This is a genomic window from Silvibacterium bohemicum, from assembly GCF_001006305.1.
GTDB classification, from domain to species: Bacteria; Acidobacteriota; Terriglobia; order Terriglobales; family Acidobacteriaceae; genus Silvibacterium; species Silvibacterium bohemicum.
This window is the reverse complement of the sequence record NZ_LBHJ01000003.1, coordinates 497917-516442: the sequence shown is the minus strand read 5'-3', so window position 1 is coordinate 516442 and position 18526 is coordinate 497917. Positions and strand designations below refer to the sequence as shown.

The following is an 18526-nucleotide window of genomic DNA, read 5'->3' as shown; positions in this document are numbered from 1 at the left end:
GAACCGAGTGCACCCGCGGTCACAAACAGGCTTCTGCGCATCCTTATACGTGTCAAATCTTAAGTAGATTGAGAGTCCCGTGAAGCTAAAGTTCATCTCTGTCTTTGCATTCCATGTTGTGGCGTTCGCGCTTGGCCTTTCAACCGTTTCCCCTGCCTGGGGCGCGGACGGCATCCCGAAAGCGGCATGGGAGCGCCCGCTGGGACTTCCCCTCGCGAACCCGGGAGTGACGCTCAAATCCGGAGATATCGATGACGGCTACTGGCAGGGAGTTCCGGTAGGCGGCTTCGGCGCCGGAACATTCTCCCGCAGCTATCGCGGCGACTTTGCACGCTGGCACATGAAGGCAGGTGTCCATAAATATGAGCCGGTGTATGCGAACCAGTTCGCCATGTTCCAGCAGTCCGAGGGAGACGCTCACGGTACGGCGCAGGCGCTGATGAACGGTCATCCGACTGGTGGCCAACTATCGAGCTGGCAATGGGACTATCCTGTGGGCGCGGGCAATTACTATGCGCTTTTTCCAAAAGCGTGGTTCGACTATAAGTGGGATAAATTTCCCGCGCACGTCACGCTGGAACAGTACTCGCCGGTACTTCCAGGAAACTATCGCGAATCAAGTTATCCCGTCGCCGTCTACCGCTGGCACGCCGAGAACCCTACCAATAAGACCGTCGTCGTATCGGTGCTTCTCTCATGGACAAATATGTCGGGTTGGTTCCGCACCTTCACGCGCGATTTCGACGGTGCTCCGAGCCAGGGAAACTACAATAATTACGTAAGCGAAAAAGTCGGCGATGCTGGAACCATGAAAGGCATTGTCTTCGACAGAAGCCGTTCCGGTGCCTCACCCAATGAATGGGATGGCCAGTTTGCCATCGCCGCTCTCGAGTCGCCCGGCGTTGAAGTCACCTACCAGACCACCTATCAGGCATCCGGAGATGGCAAGGCTGTGTGGGCGCCGTTCTCCAAGGACGGCAGGCTGACGAACGACACGAAATCCTGGGTCAGCGACAAGGAAAGGCTGGCCGGCGCGATTGCTCTGCGTTTCACGCTCAAGCCGGGAGAGAAAAAGATTGTGCCCATGGTACTTTCATGGGACTTTCCCGTGGTTCAATTCGGCGAAGGAAGAAAGTGGGATCGTAAATATACCGACTTCTATGGCACGTCAGGAAAGAATGCGTGGAAGATCGCGCGCGACGGTCTGACGCAAGCCTCTGCGTGGAGCGATGCCATCGATAAGTGGCAGGCGCCATACGTCAACGACGAAAGCAAGCCGCTCTGGTATCGCGGCATGCTGTTCAACGAGCTCTATGCGCTCACCGATGGCGGAACCTTTTGGGGCCGTCAGGCTGGCGCGGATCTCAAAGGACCCACGTCGTTTGCTCTGCTTGAGTGCTTCGACTACGCCTACTATGGCACGCTCGACGTCCGCTTCTATGCATCGCTCCCTCTCTTGAAATTCTGGCCTGACATCGATAAACAAGTACTGAGGGAGTTCGCCGATACCGTGCCGAAGGAATGGCCCGAACTGGGGCTTTGGGTATGGAAGAGCCAAATCCTCGACGAGCCCGTAACACATAAACGCAAGAAGATTGGCGCGGTGCCGCACGACCTCGGCGTTCCGGAGGGCGATCCGTTCATCGCGGTGAACGAACCAGGATGGCAGGACACCAATAACTGGAAGGATCTCAACTCCAAGTTCGTGCTCATGGTCTATCGAGACTATGTCTTGACTGGCCGTAAGGACACAGCATTTCTTCGCGAGACTTGGCCGGCGGTGAAAGACGCAATCGAATATCTTCGCCAGTTCGATCATGGCGGAGGGGTTCCAGAAAACAGCGACTATCCTGACCAGACTTATGACGATTGGGTCGTCCACGGCGTAAGCGCATATTCGGGAGGCCTGTGGCTGGCTGCCCTGCGCGCCACCGAAGAGACCGCGCGCATCCTCGGCGACAGGAAGGCGGTCGATGAATATCACGCGCTCTTTCTAAAGGGGCAGAAGACCTACATATCCCAACTGTGGAACGGGAAATACTTCCGCTACGACACAAGCACTGATTCGAGAAATGATATCCAGACCGACCAGCTCGCCGGTCAGTGGTACGCGAACCTCACCGGCCTGGGGGATATCGTGCCGCGCGAGATGCAGATCGAGACGGCGAAGACGATCTTCAACTTCAACGTAATGAAGTTTGGCGATGGACAGATGGGTGCGGTCAACGGCATGACCGAAGGCGGAGAAATTCTCACGAATGCCGAAGCGAAAGAGGTGTGGGTAGGTACTACGCTCGGCTATGCGGGGCTTCTGATAAGTGAGGGCATGAAAGACGAAGCCTGGAAGACCACCTGGGGACTCTATCATGTGATTTACGAGACGAAAGGCTACTGGTTCCGCACACCTGAGGCATGGGACATTACGGGGAATTTCAGAGCCGGTATGTACATGCGCCCCACTGCTGTCTGGGCGCTAGAGATGACGCCGCCGCCAACGAAATAAGTCACGAATACGAGGCTCGCGCAACCATGCAACAGAGATCCCACGTACGCTCCATGAAAAATCGAATTCTATGGTCCTTCGCTTTCTTGATCTTCGGCTTGCATGCTGCTCTTGCTGCTCCTGCCGAAGATCAAGCCCCGAAGTTCAGGGTTGTTGCGCTCGCTGAAAAGGGCGGAATCCACCAGCCATTCGTCGATGCCGCCAAGATATGGCTGAACAACCTTGCGGCAGAACAACATTTCTCCATCGATTACATCGAGAACACCGACCCAATCGATGAAGCCTATCTATCCAAGCATCAGCTCTTCATCCAGCTCAATTACCCGCCGTACAACTGGACGCCGGTGGCAAAGGCGGCCTTCGTCAAGTACATCGAAGAAGGCAAAGGTGGGTGGATTGGCTTCCATCACGCCACACTGCTCGGTGAGTTTGATGGTTTTCCGATGTGGCCGTGGTTCTCGAACTTCATGGGTGGAATCCGCTTTACGGGATATATCCCGACCTTCGCCGATGGAACAGTGACGGTCGAAGATGCTTCGCATCCGGCGATGAAAGGCGTTGCCGCTTCTTTTCACGTCAAACAAGAGGAATGGTATACGTGGGACAAGTCGCCGCGCCCAAATGTTCATGTACTGGCCAGCGTGAATGAAGACAGTTATTCGCCTGACACAAAGACGAAGATGGGCGACCATCCGGTGATCTGGACAAACGAACACCTCAAGGCCCGGAATATCTACATCTTTATGGGCCACCATCCGGACCTATTTCAGAATCCCGCTTTTACAACGATCTTTAAGAACTCGATCTTCTGGGCGGCAGGTCAGTCTCAATGAACCGACGACGTACCTGCCGTTCCCACTGAAGATTTTTACTTTGCTCCAAATTCGGCTTGAACAAGCGTGCGTACAGCAGGCGCAATTACGAGGAACATCTCGGCATGGGGCGCCGCATTCTCCTCCACCCTGGCGAGCTGTTCTTTGCGCTCTTCCTGAGTGACGGGCTTGGCTGTTTCAATCGCATCCAGCGCAGCCAGTCCAAGAACACCCAGCGTCGACAGGCTCTTGGATAACGGAACGAGCGGCTCCCGCAGCATCGATGTCGCGAGATAAGGCTCGAGCGGCGCATCGTTGTCGCGCCACTTGATGAAGTAGGTCCGCAGCTCCGCGCGCGCCGGCGCATCATGCGCAGCCAGCTGTGCGAGTGCATTGATATGCCGCGCCTGATCGCTCTCCGGAGAGATGGCATCCACAAGATGATTCAACGGGGCTTCTCCGTCGTATACCTGAGTCTTTTCGCGATCATATTCTTTGACGGGCTCGACCGCCATCGCCAGCGTATTCAGCAATTCCGGCGGCATGTCATCGCCCGCGATGCGGCCGAGCATTCTTTGACTGCTGATGCGATGTTCGAGACCGAGCCACTCGAGGTTTCGGCTCAGAACCGCGAGCCGGCGATACATAGAATCCACGTCGGTCACTGACTGGGGAGACCACAGCCGTTCGGCAACAGCTCCAAGCCGCGGCCATAGCCGGTTGTCGAGATTTTCCGGCGTCACATACTCCGACCACTGCGCGGCTTCTCCGCCGATGATGTTCGACTTCTGTTCCGCTGAAAGCGACGCGCTCTCGCCCGCTGTCGGATCCACAGCGTAATGCTGTGACGCGGGATACATCAGGTCGAGATAATAGCCTGCCGACAACACGGTCTTGTAACCCATCCTGGCGGCATTCGCCAGAGAGTCCGCGCCGCGCCAGGACTGGATGAGCGAGTCCTTCGGCAAGTCTCCGTCGAGAATTTCATCCCACCCTTCCATATCTTTGCCATGCTTGTGGACGATCTCACGTACACGCTTGGTGAAGTATGTCTGCAGAGCGTGATTGTCCTTGATCTGATGTGCGCGCATCCACGCCTGAATGCGCTCATCCTTGTCCCAATACTTGCCGTCTACTTCGTCGCCGCCGATATGAAAATACTGATCGGGAAATAGCTTCTCCATCTCTCCGAAGGCGGTATCGATCAGCTTGTAGGTTGCCTCTTGCGTGGGATCGAGCGGCGGACGAACCTGGTCATGCTCCGATCGGACAAGCCCCTGAGGAGCGGGACCCGATGCCAACTGCGGATAGGCGACAAGCCAACTTACCGCGTGACCGGGGACATCGAACTCCGGGACGACGCGCACGCCGCGATCACGCGCATACGCGAGCAGTTCACGCACCTGGTCTTGTGTATAGAAAAGTCCATCGGAAGCGAGCTGAGTCAGCTTTGGGCAGCGCTTACTTTCTACTCGAAACCCCTCATCGTCCGACAAGTGAACGTGAAGAACGTTTAACTTGACCGCTGCCATGCCATCAATATTTCGCTCGATATTTTCAAGCGGAATAAAGTGACGCGACACATCAATCATGAGCCCGCGCCAGGCGAAACGAGGAGTGTCGTCGATGCGCACATTGGGGATGACCCAGCCACGAGGGCCCGGCTGCACAAGCTGCAACACCGTCTGCAACCCATGCATGATCCCCATAGGGTTCGCCGCAGTCAGCTCGATACCTGTTTGGCTGACGATCAGGTGGTAGCTTTCATCCTCTTCGAGCGCTTGAACGCGGAGACCATGACCGGCGCAGTGGATGATGAACTGCGGGCCATCCGGTTGTCCTGGAAAGTGGCGATCAAAAGGAGCGCCGGTGCGCGAAGAAAGATCGTGCACGAAGCGCGTCAGTGCATGATCGATCCGCTCGTCTTCGCCGACAACGTCAAAATGCGGAGTATGGTCCAGAGCAAGAAAACCGTCCTGCTGCGTTAATTGCGAAGGCCACGGCATGAGGTTCAGCTCTGCAGCGCTGCACGGCAACACGCTGCAAAGCAGAAGAGCAGCAACCTTCAATTGCCTTATTCCCTGGTAAACACTCAAGGCTTCATCCTATGAAATCCGAATTGACAACTTAAAGAAATGGGCTGACCCCAATGCAGAGCCAGCCCATCGATTGAATTTAAACCTAGGTCGACTTATCGGAAGAAATTTCTACTGTCCTGCCCAATACTTGTTGAAGCCGATATAGTCCGATGGCATTGCCGCCAAAAGCGTCCTGCGCAGCTGCAGTACATCCACCGAGCCGAGCGTGCTGTAAAGTACTTTGCCATTTGGTCCGAGCAACACGGAATAGGGCACCGCCGACTGCCACTTCGGATCGAACGCTGCTTGCAGACCCGCCGTGTCTTCTGACGAGAACATCAGATTGGTGCTGGTGGCATGTTTTTTATTCAGTAGCCGGAGCACGCTAGGCTTTTCATCGGGAGTGTTCACCGATACCGTCACCAGTTTGAAGCCGCGATCGCTATACATCCGATACGTGTCCTGCAAGTCTGAGAATTCGGCGATGCAGGAAGTGCACCAGGTAGCCCAAAAGGTCACGAGGGTGTAGTTATCGCCGGTGTTGGCGCGCAGTTTCTTGAGCCCCGCTGCATCTACCGGGTTCACACTGACAGGCTCCCCTTCCAGCTTCTGCTCGGACGCCACGCGCAGCGCCTCTTTCTCTTTCCATTTTGTCGAGCAACCGAAGACCGCCGTATGGGTAACCGGAACCTGCTTATTCGCGAGAAGGGCATCGATCGCATTGCGCGCGTCGCTGGTCGCGACCTTTTCGATGCGATAGCTGTTATCGAAGCGTCCCTGATAACGGAGATGGCGCTCCTTATCAAAGATGAAAACGTGCGGTGTAGCCTGTGGGCCATAGGCCTGCGTCACAGACTGGGTCTCACCGTCATAGAGATAGGGATAATGAATATGCTTGTACTGCACTCGGATCTTCATCTCCGCCAAAGTATCGCCGATATCGGACGAATCGAGCTCATCGATGGTGGTCGCCTTGGGATCGTTGCCCTGAATCGCGATAACCGCCACGCCGCGATCTTTGTAATCCTGATAGAGCTTCTCGATGCGGTTCTCGTACATCTGGGCGATCGGGCAATGATCGCACGTGAAGACGACAGCAAGGACCGGGCTGCTCGTGTAGTCGCTCAACTTGTGGGTCTTTCCATCGACGCCCGGCAGAGAGAAATCCGGAGCCGGAGCACCGACGGCGAGGATGGGATGCGAGGTTTGTCCATGGAGCGCCAGGGACACCAGCGAGATCAGAGCTAACGTAAATATTTTCCGCATTATTCTCTCCAGCAAGGCATTCTAAGGGTCGCAGCTACGCGAGTTTTCTCGCGAAAGCAACCTGCTTGACCATGTCCTCGACGTCATTTTCCTGCTCGTATTCAATCGCAACCAGACCGGCAAAATTTTGGCGATGCAGTTCATCCATCACCGCGGGAATTCGCGCGATCCCTGTTCCCAGAAGAACATTCTCTTCGTCATCTTTCGCTTTGACGTCCTTCAGATGCACCAGTCGCAGGCGAGGCGCAAGCTTGCGAATGGCATCGACGGGATCGTATCCGCAAATTGCAAACTGGCCGGTATCGGCAGTGGCTCCCATTGTCTTTGAGAGGCCCGAAATTGCATTCCAAACCTCGTCGGGACTTTCATAAGCGAACCTGATTTTCGGAAAGAAGTGATTGTGCAGCCCGAAGGTCAACCCTGCCTTCGTCAGCCGCTCGTCGATTTGTTTCAGAACGGGTGCGGGCGCATCGCCGGTGATGTTCGCGCAGCCCAGCAGCTTGGCGAAGTGGATGGCGCGCTCGATATCCTGGCCATCATTCATTGTGGCGGAATAGTAGGACACACACCGTATCCCCGCGCGGTCGAGCTTCTCTCTCGTAGCGCTGAATAATTCGGGCGAGGGATGGTTCATCAGCATGAACTCACCGCGCGACATCTCGATCTCTCGAATGCGCAGAGCATTCAGCTGGACAATCATGTCTTCGACCGAGAGGCCGTGATAACTATAGGTGCCTATTCCTATATTGAGCCGATTGGAGGCAAGAAGCTGAGGGGCAGCGCAGGCCAATCCGCTCGCTGCGGCAATTTTGATGAAATTCCGGCGGCTCGTCATGGGCGTCTCGCTGCAGGTGTGTAACCGTTTATAACGTTCTCTAACAAAGTCGCCATTGCGACTAAGTGGACCACAATAGAAAACACGCTGTCAAGAATGCCCGATGAGGAGAAAAACCGGCGGCCTTTGCTGAGAAGCGCGAAATTCCCGGGCCGCGTCCTAATTTCACAGCGAAGGCTGAGGGAGCAGAACACCGGGCAGCGCTTCCAATGCGAGCGAAATCCCGCCCCATAGCACGGCACGATTTCCCGGCGCACTGGAACTGACTTTCGTCACGGCAAACTCGTCTCCTTCAAGCTGTTTCCGCACGAAGTCGATCAATACAGGATGGCTGCCGACCTCGCCGCCAAGAAGGATCAGGCCGGGATTGAGGATGAGGGATAAATTGACGACGATGTCCGCCACTATCTCCGCCCGATGGCGCACGATCTTTTCCGCACGCGGGTCTCCTGCCTGAGCCAGGTTGAGAATTCCCACAGCATCCATTTCCCTTCCCGCCCGCGCGGCCTTTCCGCATTCCTCGTGCCAGCTTTTGAGAATCCCCGAACTTGTGAGTACAGTTTCAAGCTCGCCAAATTCGTGGATGGTCGGTTGTCTACGCGAGATTGATGGCAGACGAAGATAGGCGATCTCTCCGGCGGACCACTGCGAGCCGTGGTGAATCCTGCCAGCCAAAAAAACCCCCGCGCCCACATTCGTGCCGATGTTAATGAAGACGAAATCCTTTTCGGACTGCGCGGCGCCGCAATATTGTTCGCCCTGTGCGGCCAGGTTCATATCGTTCTCGACAATCACGAGGCAATTGACCATTTTGCTAAGCATGGATCGCAAGGGAACAGAGCGCCACCCCTCCAAAGTACTGATGGCCAGCACATTGCCATCTTCAACATTGGTGATTGCGGGGACGCCCACGACGATCGCCAGCAGTTGCTCGCGCGTCTTCTTCTGCTTCTTCAGCAGAGCCTTCACCTCGTCCACAACATAGGAGCAGATCGCGTCAGGCGTCGTCTTTCGCTTTACCAGCGTGACCTTCTCGGCATCGAGTTCGCTCCCGTTAAGGTCGGTGAGAAGAAACGAGATGCTTTCCGCAGAGATTTCTATCGCCAACAGGCAGCCTCGCTCCGCGTTGAAGCGGATCATATCCGGCGGCCGTCCCCCGCTGGATTCTCCCTCTCCCAGCGGTTCGACCAGCCCCTCGGAGAGGAGGTCTTTGATCACGTTGGTAATTGTCGGCGCGCTCAGGCTCGATGCGCGAACCAGGTCCGCCCTTGAGCACGAACCACATTCGCGCAGAAGCTTGAGGATGTTATGCGCATTCGTGTGGCGCAGAACCGAGGGCCTTCCAATGGAAATCGGCTTTTTCTTCACTTAGTTCCAGACAATGATGGATTTCACGGTTACTATATGCCAACCTTACGGCACAGTCACCTTGAATTATGGCACCATTGGCTCCGGAAGCAGGCTCCTAACGCAAAGATATCCTTGCTTTATCTCTTCACACCGGGGATACTAAAGAATCATTAGGAAGTATGGTCAAGCTGCGTTGGAAACAGCTTGCAGCACCTCCGTCGCTGCCCTCAGTTTTTTGTTGTGCCACTTACCTGTGGCGGGGACGATCGGGCTTTCCCGGCTGTTATCAGCGCGGGAGGCAAAAGAGGCTGATGCAGTCGCACCATATTTTCAGATCGAGGAACGGAATGGGAGAACAGGGTCAAGGAAAGCCGCGCTGGATTGCCGGCGTCGAGCCTTCGAAGGAACTGCTCGCGGCAAACGGCACTCAGATACTGGAGATCGAATGCCGGGAACAGCCGAAGCGTCTTCGTGACCTGATTCTCGCCTACCGTACCGATCCCAGCCTGCGAGCCGAGTTGAAGAAGTTTCGCGAGCTGGCAGCAAAGCCGGACCCAATCCTTTTCATCGGCATGGGAGCGTCCTACTGCTCGTCGTTCGGAGGCTCGATTCTCCTTCAGACTCACGGAAGGCTCGCGTTTTCGGTCGATGCCGGCGAGTGGCTACACTACGGCCGGCCGGTCTGGAGCGATCCGGTGCTATCCGTGCTTCTTACGACCTCAGGCGAGAGCGCTGAACTGGTGGAGCTGTTCAAGTCGGAAAGCGAAAGCAAGCTCGGCCTCATCTGCAACAACCCGGAAAGCACCTGCTGGAAGCTCGCGAAAAATAAGCTGCCCATCCTCGCGGGTCCTGAGTATGGGAACGCGACGAAGACCTATACCAACGCCACGGCGGCTTCCATCATTCTCGCGTCGGAGATGCTCAGCCTTCCCTGGGAAGACGATGCCGAGCGCACTGCCGATGCCTTCGAGGCCAATCTCGATCCGATATTTGCGCAGCGTAGCGAGCTCGAAGCTTTCTGCCGAGGAGCGGCCAATATAGAGATAGTCGGCCGCGGTGCGGCTTATGGCGGAGCCTTCATGAGCGCTCTCTGCATTCGCGAAATGAGCGGCTACCGCGCTGCACCTCATACCGGCGCGGGTTTCAAGCACGGCCCCAACCTTGACGTCGACGCATCGCATGTCGCCATCATCTTCGCGCTGGGACGAGCTGCAGATCTTGGAGTCAAGCTGGCGGCAGAGTGCAACCGTCGCGGCGGCAAGGTAGTGCTAGTGGCAAACGAAGATCATCCGGCGACGGACAAGCTATTTCCAATGCGGATCGACGCTGTCCCCGAGCCATGGGAGGGCATCACTTCTCTGCTGGTTCCTCAGGCGCTCACCCTCGGCATGGTCGAACGAACGGGTTGCAGGCTTCCCCCCAGGTTTCAATACGGTGTGATGGAACAGTAGTATGAGGACGCTTGTTCGTCGAGAGGAAACCTTGTCCGATACAAAAACGGTTCCACAAACACAGGTCCGGCAGAGCTTTATCTGGAAGGTCTCGTTCATTGCCGGGCTGGGAGGCATTCTCTATGGCTTCGACATGGGGGTCATCGCCGCGGCGTTGATTTTCGTTCGCGAATCCTTTGCTCTGTCCACACGCATGGAAGAAGTAGTGGTGAGCGTGGTGCTTGTCGGCGCCATGTCCGGAGCTCTGGCCGGCGGAGCAATCGCAGACCGCATCGGCAGGCGCTCCACACTGCTCTGGGGCGGAGTCATTTTTCTGATCGGCTCGCTGCTTGCACCTGCATCGCCGAACGCGATCACACTCATCCTCGCGCGCGGGCTGCTTGGCATTGCCATCGGCTTCACCTCGGTCACCGCGCCTGTCTACGTTTCTGAGCTTGCTCCGCCGCGATCGCGCGGAACGCTCATCGGCCTGTACCAATTCGCGCTCACGGTGGGCATCGCTCTGGCCGATCTCGTAGGTTATTGGCTGGCTCCGCAGCATGGATGGCGGCTGATGTTCGGCCTTGGAGCCATACCCGCGGCGCTCTTCGTCATCCTGCTGCTCACGCTTCCCGAGAGCCCACGGTGGCTCTTCGCTCAAAACCGAATCTCCGAAGCGCAATCTGTGCTCAAAATCTATACGGATGAAACCGGCGCCCAGTTACTGATCGAAGACATTCGTTCCGCGTTGCAGATCAAGATCGAAAAGCGTTGGAGCGCACTCTGGAGTCCTGCGGTCCGCTATTCCTTGCTGATCGCGGTCGGATTCACGGTTCTGCAGCAAGTCACCGGCATCAACACCATCATCTATTACGGACCACAGATATTTTCGCTCGCGGGCATCACCTCGAATCGGAGTGCCATCTTTGCGACTTTATTAGTGGCCATCACCAACGTATTGGCCACCATCATTGCTTTAGTGCTCGTCGACCGCGTAGGCCGCAAGCCGCTGCTCTATGCGGGTATTAGTGGCATGACCGCTTCGCTGCTTTTGCTGGCATATTCGTTCCACAACCCGGCAGCATTCGGAGCCGCGCCCGGCGTGATTGCGACCGTCTGCCTGATGGTTTACATCACATGCTTCGCCTTTAGCATGGGCCCCATCGCGTGGATACTGGTTTCCGAGGTCTTTCCGCTGCAACTGCGCGGCCGCGGCGTGGCTGCCGCCTCCCTCGGCTCCGGAGCATCTAATTTCCTTGTATCGCTCACGTTTCTTTCACTCATCAAAGCAGCGGGCAATACATTCACGTTCCTTCTTTATGCCGCATTTTGTATTGTGACGCTGCTTTTCGTGCGATTCGTCGTTCCGGAAACCAAAGGCCGCGACCTGGAAAGCATCAGCGCGGAAAACAGGGCAGCTGCGTCATAAGTGAACAGGCGAGAAAAACCTAACATGCAAAACCCACAAGACGAGGCAACTTCAGGAATGACGCAACAGATGCCCCCCAATAACCACGCTGCTCAACGGGATTCGATCGCCACCGCAGATATCGATTATGTCGTGGGAATCGATATCGGAGCCACGAACCTGCGTCTGGCGCTTGCCGACCTCACGGGCGCGATCGCGGCAAAGTGGAGTTCCTCGACTGCGGGAGTTCGCAATGCGGAGGCTGTCGTCGAACTCATCCGCGGCGGCGTCGAAAACCTTCTCCAGCAGGTCTCTGCGCCACCTCATACGCTCAAGGCGGTTGCCGCCGGCGCCCCCGGCATTACCGATGTCGACGCGGGAATCGTAATTGCGACTTCTTACTTGATGGGATGGCGTAACGTTCCTCTGCGCATGCTGCTCGAGCAAGCTCTCAACGCGCCGGCCATCGTGGACAATGATGTGAACCTCGCCGCCGTTGGCGAAAGCTGGGCCGGCGCAGCTCAGGGCGTCAGCGATTTTGTATTCCTCGCGATCGGCACCGGCGTCGGCGCAAGCATCGTGCTGAACGGCTCCCCGTTTCGCGGAACGACCTGGGCGGCGGGAGAGATCGGCTACATGCTGGTTCCCGATACGGCGGATGACGCAGTCGACCACGGCGAACCCGGAGCTCTCGAAAGCCTGATCGGCGGCGAAGGAATCAAAGAGCAGTGGCAAACTCTCTGGAGCGCCAAGAAGACTTCCCTGCCGAAGGATCTTACCGCGACGCAGATCTTCGATCATGCCCATGCAGGCGACGCATTGGCTCAAGCGATTCTTCAGCGGACAGCGCGCATCCTGTCACGCGCCATTTATAACGTGACTCTGGTTCTGAACTGCCCGCTTTTTGTGCTTGGCGGTGGAGTGGGTGTTCATCCAGGCCTTCTCAGAGCCACGCAGGCGATGTTGGAACAATTGAAGATGCGAAGCCAGCCAAAGCTGACGCTCAGCGACTTGGGAACGGATGCACAATTGATGGGCGCGCTTCGTCTCGCGCTCGACCTCGCCGGTTCTCGCTCAGCGACCTTCGTAAATCAAGAGGCAGTCAAGAAATAAGCATTGCTAGCCTGTGCTCGTTCTTCTGAGCAAAACAAAAAAACTCAGCGACGCATTTCGCATCGCTGAGTTTTTTACTTTGGAGCAACGATACTTACAAAAGCTTGGCGATTGCTCTAATCTGCCGCCACTGTGTGTTCGACAACGGCCGAGTTAGACGCATCCTTATAAAGCGATCCCTCTTTCATGATCACGTGCAGATTTCTTTGGTGCACCACGAGATCGATATCCTCCAAAGGATCTCCGTCCACTAATAGAAGATCGGCAATATAGCCTTCCTTAACCTCTCCGAGTTCCTTCCCCAATCCCATGACCTGTCCACCGAAGCGGGTGCCGCATTGCAATGCCTCGTTCGGTGAGAATCCGAGCAGGTCGACGAAGTGCTTTAGGTCCCGCGCATTGTCGCCCTGCGGTGACTGCGCAAACCCATAGTCTCCCCCGATGAGAATCCGTACTCCGCGCTTGCGCAATTCGGTATACACGGCAGCCGTCGAATCGATGGTGCGCTGCATCGCCCGTCCCACTTCGGAGTCGCGGATGAAGCCGAACTTCTCTCCCTCGTAGAGGGTGCTGTAGATGATGCCAATCGCCGGCCCAACGAAGATACGATCCTTCGCGGATTCCAGCATATCGATGGCTTCTTCGTCCGCAGACTCGCAGTGATAGATCACGTCGACACCGCAACGGACGGCCCGCTTTACAGACTCCGCTGCCCGCGCGTGGCAGTTGACCTTCTTGCCGAAATCGCGCGCAACACTCACCGCCATCTGCACCTCTTCTTCGCGCATGACGGTAAGGCCGCCGTGGGCCGCCGGGCTTAGATCATCGCCCGAAATATTGACCTTGATGTTGTCCACGCCTTCGCGACAACACAGACGCACAGCCTTCGCGATTTCTTCCCTGCCGTCGGCGATCATGCCGAAGCTTTCGTAATACATGTGCGCTTTGCGCTCGTCGCCGAGGCCACCGGTGACGGTGATCTCCGGGCTGGCGGCGCGAATACGCGGTCCGGGAATTTCGCCCGCATTCACTGCGTTGCGAATCACCACGTCGAGACGCAGCTTGGAGGTCGCGGCGCTGTAAGCGCTGGTGAATCCATGATCGAGCAGCGTCTTGGCATTTTTCACGGTGAGCAGGACGTGTTCTTCGGGAGGGATGTTGCCCAGATCGGAGTCGTTCACCGCGCCGCCGAACGAGATGTGCGCATGGCCTTCCACAAGGCCCGGCATAAGGGTTCTGCCACGCGCTTCGATGACCTTAGCCCCTTCTGTCGCCAGACGGTTGGGTGCGCGAGCGATGGTCTTGATACGCATGCCTTCGACAAGGACGTCGGCGGGAAAAGCTGGAGCGCCGCTGCCATCCCACACCCTGGCACCGCGGAAAAGAACTCGATTCATGACTGATACCTCCTGCAAATGTAACTGTTGAACTTACTGATCTGCGACATAGCCCCCGATACGCTGCGCAAGGCCGGGCGACAATCGGGCGATAATGACGCCATAAATAATCGATACGGCGAGAATACCCAGAGCTATCCAGGGAAAGATATTCAAAGGCCAGGATTGTCCAGGCTGAATCAGCCCCCAGAGCGGGAATAACATGACCAGCGTGCCGGCAATGGGCAGCAGCACGTGGCGAAGGATGTCGAGTTGGCCGCGGTGATATTTGAACACGTAGACCGGCAGCGCAAGGTTGGTAAGCATGTACGTGAGAATGATCGGAATGGTGCCGAGAGTTCCGGCAAAGCCGAAATAATCCATCGGAGCAACCCGCCCAACCAGGCTGAAGCTAAGAATCAGTAACACCGCGATGAAAAGAAATAGCCACATCGCGCTATGCGGTGTGTGATGGCGGGGATGAATCTTCCCGAGAAACTCAGGGAGCAGACCTTCACGGCCGGAGTTGAAAAGGATTCGTGCCTGAGAATTGACCAGGCCGATCAGCGAACCCAGAATACTGGTCACGCCGGCGATATACGCGACCACCAGCAACCTGGGCGCAGAAGCTTTCAATCCATCAATAAAGGGCAGCCGCGATGCGCCCAGGGCGTGCACGTCCATCTTGAATCCGACCACATTCGCGTAAGCAAGGAAGATATAGAAGATACCGATCGCTAGCGTGCCGGTAATCAATGCGCGTGGGATGTTGCGCCGCGGATTCTCCGTCTCCTCCGCGAGTGTGGCCGAATTTTCCCATCCGATAAAGAGATAGACGGCCAAAGGAAAGCCCGCGCCGAGGCCGGCGAGGCCTCCGGTAAGATTCGAAAATTTGAAGGGCGCAAGAGTCAGGGAGTGGGGATGGGCAACGATCATGAAGATGCTTCCCAAGATCAACAGCCCCGCCTCGAAATAAAAGAAAATGCCTGACCAGAGCGTCGAGATGCCGATGCCATGCATGACCAGCAGGCCAGTGGCCGCGGAGATCAGCACCGTAAGGATGGCCCAGTGAATCGAGATGCCTAAAAACGTCTTCAGCGTCTCGGAGACCCACACTCCGGCGATGGAGACAACAGTCGACGCAGCGACGAGATAGCCGAAGGTGAGAAAAACCGAGACGGCTGCTCCGATGGACGGACCGAAGGCTTTGCCGCAAAAGGTAACGAATGACCCGGCAGATGGCACGAAGCGAGAGAATTCCGCGATGGTGTTCGTGAGAAACAGAATTACGACCATCGCGATAAGGATAGTAATAGGCGCGCCCAATCCAGCGCCCTGAACGATCACTGCGAAGCCGAAGAAGAAGCTCATCGCAGGAGCGATGCTCGCGAGGGTGGATGCCACAGTATGGCTCAGGGACAAGGCATTCCGCTGCAGTCGAGTCTCGCTCTCGATCTGCAGGCTGGATGCTGTTTCACTCACCGACATTCATGTCCTCTGACGAAGTGGCTGGCGTTGCTGCGGCGCTTATTCGTCTTCGATCGTATTGCGCAGCACGCCGATTCCTTCGATCTCAACTTCACACACGTCGCCGTGCTTCATAAACAGCGGCGGCTTTCTCGCCATGCCCACGCCGGCAGGTGTGCCGCTCACGATGATATCGCCGGGCGACAGCGTAATCGCCTCGCTCAGGATCGAGATGAGCTGCGCCACGCTGAATATCATGTCGTTGGTAGAAGCGTCCTGCACCACAGTGCCGTTGAGGCGGGTCTGAATGCGCAAGCCCTTCCCTCCCGGCGGAAGCTCGTCGGCGGTCACCAGGTAAGGCCCGAAGGCGCCGGTGCTGTCGAAGTTTTTCCCGATCGTCCACTGCGGCGATTTCTTCTGATAGTCGCGAACCGATGCGTCATTGAAGATGGAGTAAGCAATCACATGGCCGAGCGCGTCCGCTTCCGCGATGTGCCGCCCCTTCTTTCCGATGACTGCGACCATCTCGCCTTCATAATCCAGCTGGGTCGAGACCTTGGGGCGGATGATGGGCGCTCCGGAGGCAAGCAGGCTGGAGGTAAAACGGGTGAAGATGGTCGGATAGTCGGGCGGAGTGAAGCCGCTTTCGATCGAGTGATCGACGTAGTTCAGGCCCACGCAAATAATCTTTCCAGGAGCGGACAGCGGCGGAAGCAACTCGACCTTGTCGAGATCGATGGCGGCGCCCTTTGCGAGTACGTCCGCGGCTGCTGCCAGCGCGTCGCTTCCCTTCTGAATCAGAACATCAAGCGGGCCAGGATAATTCGCGGACCCGCTCAGCAGGCCGTGAAACTGTCCGTCGCGGCCGGCAACGGCCAGCCCAGCCTGTCCCCCGCTGTTGAAAGCGGCAAATCGCATGCACATCGCCTTTCGAAGTTGGTGGAGAAGATTTGATCCCCGCTCGGGAGGATTAATAATGGTTCATTACAAAGTGACGGATATCGGTATATTTGTCAATGAAGAATATATCCTTCGTTCGTTTCCATCCCCGCGACAAGCCGCCAACCGGCCAAGATTTCTATTCCGTGATGTGGAGAAGCCATGACGTCGATACTACTGCGTACCCGCGAACAACGTAATTCCCGTTTAAGAAACATCGGCGCGGCCGTTTTGCTCGTGGCCTCCGCCGGCCTCGCCGCCCGCGCACAACAGCCCCGCCAGCCGGCTCCTGCTTCAAGCGCTGCCCCGTTGCTCGTTGGCTACTTGCCTGCTTATAAAGGCGCGGGGCTCGCGAATTCCGTGAAGAGCCTGGATCTCACCAGGATGACGCATTTGGATCTCGCCTTCGGGAATCCTCCCAAGTGCAGAGGGGGATGCACTGCTCAAAGCGACATGAACTTTTCTCTCAACGGAGAAAGCGACGCCGATCTCGATGCGCTCGTCGCCACGGCACACGCGGCGGGGGTCAAGGTTGTGCTGTCGATCGGCGGTGGCGGAGGAGATCAGTTGATCATCCAGTTCTACAACGTGGGACTCACCGCACCCCTGGTCGCCTCTCTGGATAAATTTGTTCGCGCCCACCAGCTCGACGGCGTGGATGTCGACATCGAAGACCCCAGCGCGATGGGTGCTCCGTATACGACCCTCGTCTCTGCGCTTACTGCGACATTTCGCCCTGAAAAAAAGCTTGTAACTGCCGCGGTTGCAAAATATCTCCAGGATTCGATGCCCGACGCGGCGCTTCACCAGTTCGACTTCATCACAGTGATGAATTATTCGTCCTACGCATCCGCGCTGACGTCGCTGCAGTTCTACGCGCAGGATAAAAAAGTTCCTAAAAACGAGATCGTTCTGGGCGTACCCTTCTTTGCCTCGAACAACGGAGATTCGAAAGAAGAGGAATACAGCACGATCCTGGCCGCGTACCCCAATGCCTGGCAGGTGGACATGGTCGGCGGCGGGTCCCTTGATGACGGACAGGCGTTTCACTACGTAGGAGAAGCGACGATGGCGAGAGAGACCCAGCTTGCGCGGCAGTATGGCGGCATCATGATATGGGAGATGCTCGGAGACGCGGCTGCTCCCCATTCGCTGCTGAGCGTCATCAAAGCAGGGTTGGATAAACCGCTGCCTCCGAAATCAAACTGCCCCTGCAGCGAGAGCGAGTAACGAAACAAACAGTGTGAGTAGGGCTGCGTGGAGTTGAGGGGGAACGTCAGGTTCCTCCACTCCGCTTCGCTGCGGTCGGAATGACAAGAGCTTCGAAGAGATCGATGAACTTGGAGGTGGACAAACCTACGAAGCCGGTCGCGATCCCAGGATGAGGATCTGCACCAGCCTTCGCGCGCTCTGCGCCCAGTCCGGGCCGGACGCCACATTCGAAACTCCGACCAGAGCCCGCAGCAAGTCGAGCGGATCGAGGTCGGGACGTATCTCGCCGCTTTTGATAGCGCGACTCACCAGCGCGTGAATGGCTCCTTTGATCTGAGCGCCGGAGGATTCGAAGAGCTTCGAAGGCCCTCCCACAAGCGTGTTCAGCGCGGGTGCGATGATCTGCTTCGCGGCGATGTAGTCGACGAAGAGCAGCATCCAGGCGCGCAAAGCCTCGACTGGCGGCATGGTCTCGGCGAACTTTCGCTCCGCTTCGGCGAGCTTCGCCACCTCGGTGCGATAGACGGCTTCCAGGAGAGCGTCGCGCGTCGGAAAGTGGCGATACAGCGTCCCCGCGCCCACGCCGGCCTGCTTGGCGACATCGTCCAGGCTGATGTTCGCGCCTGAGCGCGTGAACGCCTCCTTGGCAATCTCAAGAATGCGTTCGCGGTTGCGCAGCGCATCGGCGCGCGGCTTTCGGCTCGGGGGACGTGTCGATTTCTTCTTCATACTGGTCA

The 18526-nt window shown here is 56.9% G+C and carries 14 protein-coding genes; 6 read left to right on the top strand and 8 right to left on the bottom strand.

Annotated elements, in window-relative coordinates; all coding sequences use genetic code 11:
* Positions 1-79: 79 nt before the first annotated feature.
* Together XX99_RS07710 and XX99_RS07705 are read left to right on the top strand one after the other, a co-directional pair.
* On the top strand, positions 80-2503 hold the full coding sequence (locus tag XX99_RS07710; protein WP_050058795.1) for a GH116 family glycosyl hydrolase: 2424 nt from the start codon (positions 80-82) through the stop codon (positions 2501-2503).
* Positions 2504-2589: 86 nt separating this feature from the next.
* Positions 2590-3336, top strand: a complete 747-nt coding sequence (locus tag XX99_RS07705; RefSeq protein WP_231581191.1) for a ThuA domain-containing protein — start codon at positions 2590-2592, stop codon at positions 3334-3336.
* 35 nt (positions 3337-3371) lie between these two features.
* Here XX99_RS07705 and XX99_RS07700 read toward each other — a convergent pair whose 3' ends face one another.
* The 4 genes from XX99_RS07700 to XX99_RS07685 form a co-directional block, all read right to left on the bottom strand.
* The gene (locus XX99_RS07700) at positions 3372-5384 is read right to left on the bottom strand and encodes a beta-N-acetylhexosaminidase (protein WP_050058793.1); all 2013 of its coding nucleotides are present in this window, start codon (positions 5382-5384) and stop codon (positions 3372-3374) included.
* A gap of 138 nt (positions 5385-5522) precedes the next feature.
* Positions 5523-6659 carry a redoxin domain-containing protein gene (locus XX99_RS07695; RefSeq protein WP_050058792.1) on the bottom strand — a complete coding sequence of 379 codons (1137 nt, stop codon included), beginning with the start codon at positions 6657-6659 and terminating at the stop codon, positions 5523-5525.
* Between the two features lie 34 nt (positions 6660-6693).
* A complete protein-coding gene (locus XX99_RS07690) occupies positions 6694-7494 on the bottom strand; it encodes a sugar phosphate isomerase/epimerase family protein (RefSeq protein WP_050058791.1) in 801 nt (266 codons plus the stop codon).
* A 165-nt stretch (positions 7495-7659) separates the two neighbouring features.
* Positions 7660-8862, bottom strand: a complete 1203-nt coding sequence (locus tag XX99_RS07685) for an ROK family transcriptional regulator (RefSeq protein ID WP_050058790.1) — start codon at positions 8860-8862, stop codon at positions 7660-7662.
* Positions 8863-9191: 329 nt separating this feature from the next.
* Here XX99_RS07685 and XX99_RS07680 point away from each other — a divergent pair, with 329 nt between their 5' ends.
* The 3 genes from XX99_RS07680 to XX99_RS07670 are packed head-to-tail and all read left to right on the top strand — an operon-like array spanning position 9192 to position 12795.
* Positions 9192-10295: an SIS domain-containing protein gene (locus tag XX99_RS07680; RefSeq protein ID WP_050058789.1), complete on the top strand. Its 1104-nt coding sequence runs from the start codon at positions 9192-9194 to the stop codon at positions 10293-10295.
* A 31-nt stretch (positions 10296-10326) separates the two neighbouring features.
* Positions 10327-11703, top strand: a complete 1377-nt coding sequence (locus XX99_RS07675; protein ID WP_050059328.1) for a sugar porter family MFS transporter — start codon at positions 10327-10329, stop codon at positions 11701-11703.
* A gap of 24 nt (positions 11704-11727) precedes the next feature.
* Positions 11728-12795 carry an ROK family protein gene (locus tag XX99_RS07670; protein ID WP_231581190.1) on the top strand — a complete coding sequence of 356 codons (1068 nt, stop codon included), beginning with the start codon at positions 11728-11730 and terminating at the stop codon, positions 12793-12795.
* Between the two features lie 116 nt (positions 12796-12911).
* Here the strand turns inward: XX99_RS07670 and XX99_RS07665 are convergent, their stop codons facing one another.
* From XX99_RS07665 to XX99_RS07655, 3 genes are read right to left on the bottom strand one after another with little or no spacing between them, the layout of a single operon-like run.
* A complete protein-coding gene (locus XX99_RS07665; RefSeq protein WP_050058788.1) occupies positions 12912-14192 on the bottom strand; it encodes a metal-dependent hydrolase family protein in 1281 nt (426 codons plus the stop codon).
* Positions 14193-14225: 33 nt separating this feature from the next.
* Positions 14226-15659: an APC family permease gene (locus tag XX99_RS07660; RefSeq protein ID WP_050058787.1), complete on the bottom strand. Its 1434-nt coding sequence runs from the start codon at positions 15657-15659 to the stop codon at positions 14226-14228.
* Between the two features lie 39 nt (positions 15660-15698).
* Positions 15699-16556, bottom strand: a complete 858-nt coding sequence (locus tag XX99_RS07655) for a fumarylacetoacetate hydrolase family protein (protein ID WP_050059326.1) — start codon at positions 16554-16556, stop codon at positions 15699-15701.
* Between the two features lie 183 nt (positions 16557-16739).
* Between XX99_RS07655 and XX99_RS07650 the strand changes: the two genes are divergently transcribed.
* Positions 16740-17807 (top strand): glycosyl hydrolase family 18 protein, encoded by a 1068-nt coding sequence (locus tag XX99_RS07650; RefSeq protein WP_050058786.1) that lies wholly within the window; start codon positions 16740-16742, stop codon positions 17805-17807.
* A 126-nt stretch (positions 17808-17933) separates the two neighbouring features.
* On the opposite strand, the gene XX99_RS07645 is transcribed toward XX99_RS07650, so the two are convergent.
* Positions 17934-18518: a TetR/AcrR family transcriptional regulator gene (locus XX99_RS07645; protein WP_050058785.1), complete on the bottom strand. Its 585-nt coding sequence runs from the start codon at positions 18516-18518 to the stop codon at positions 17934-17936.
* Positions 18519-18526: the final 8 nt, after the last annotated feature.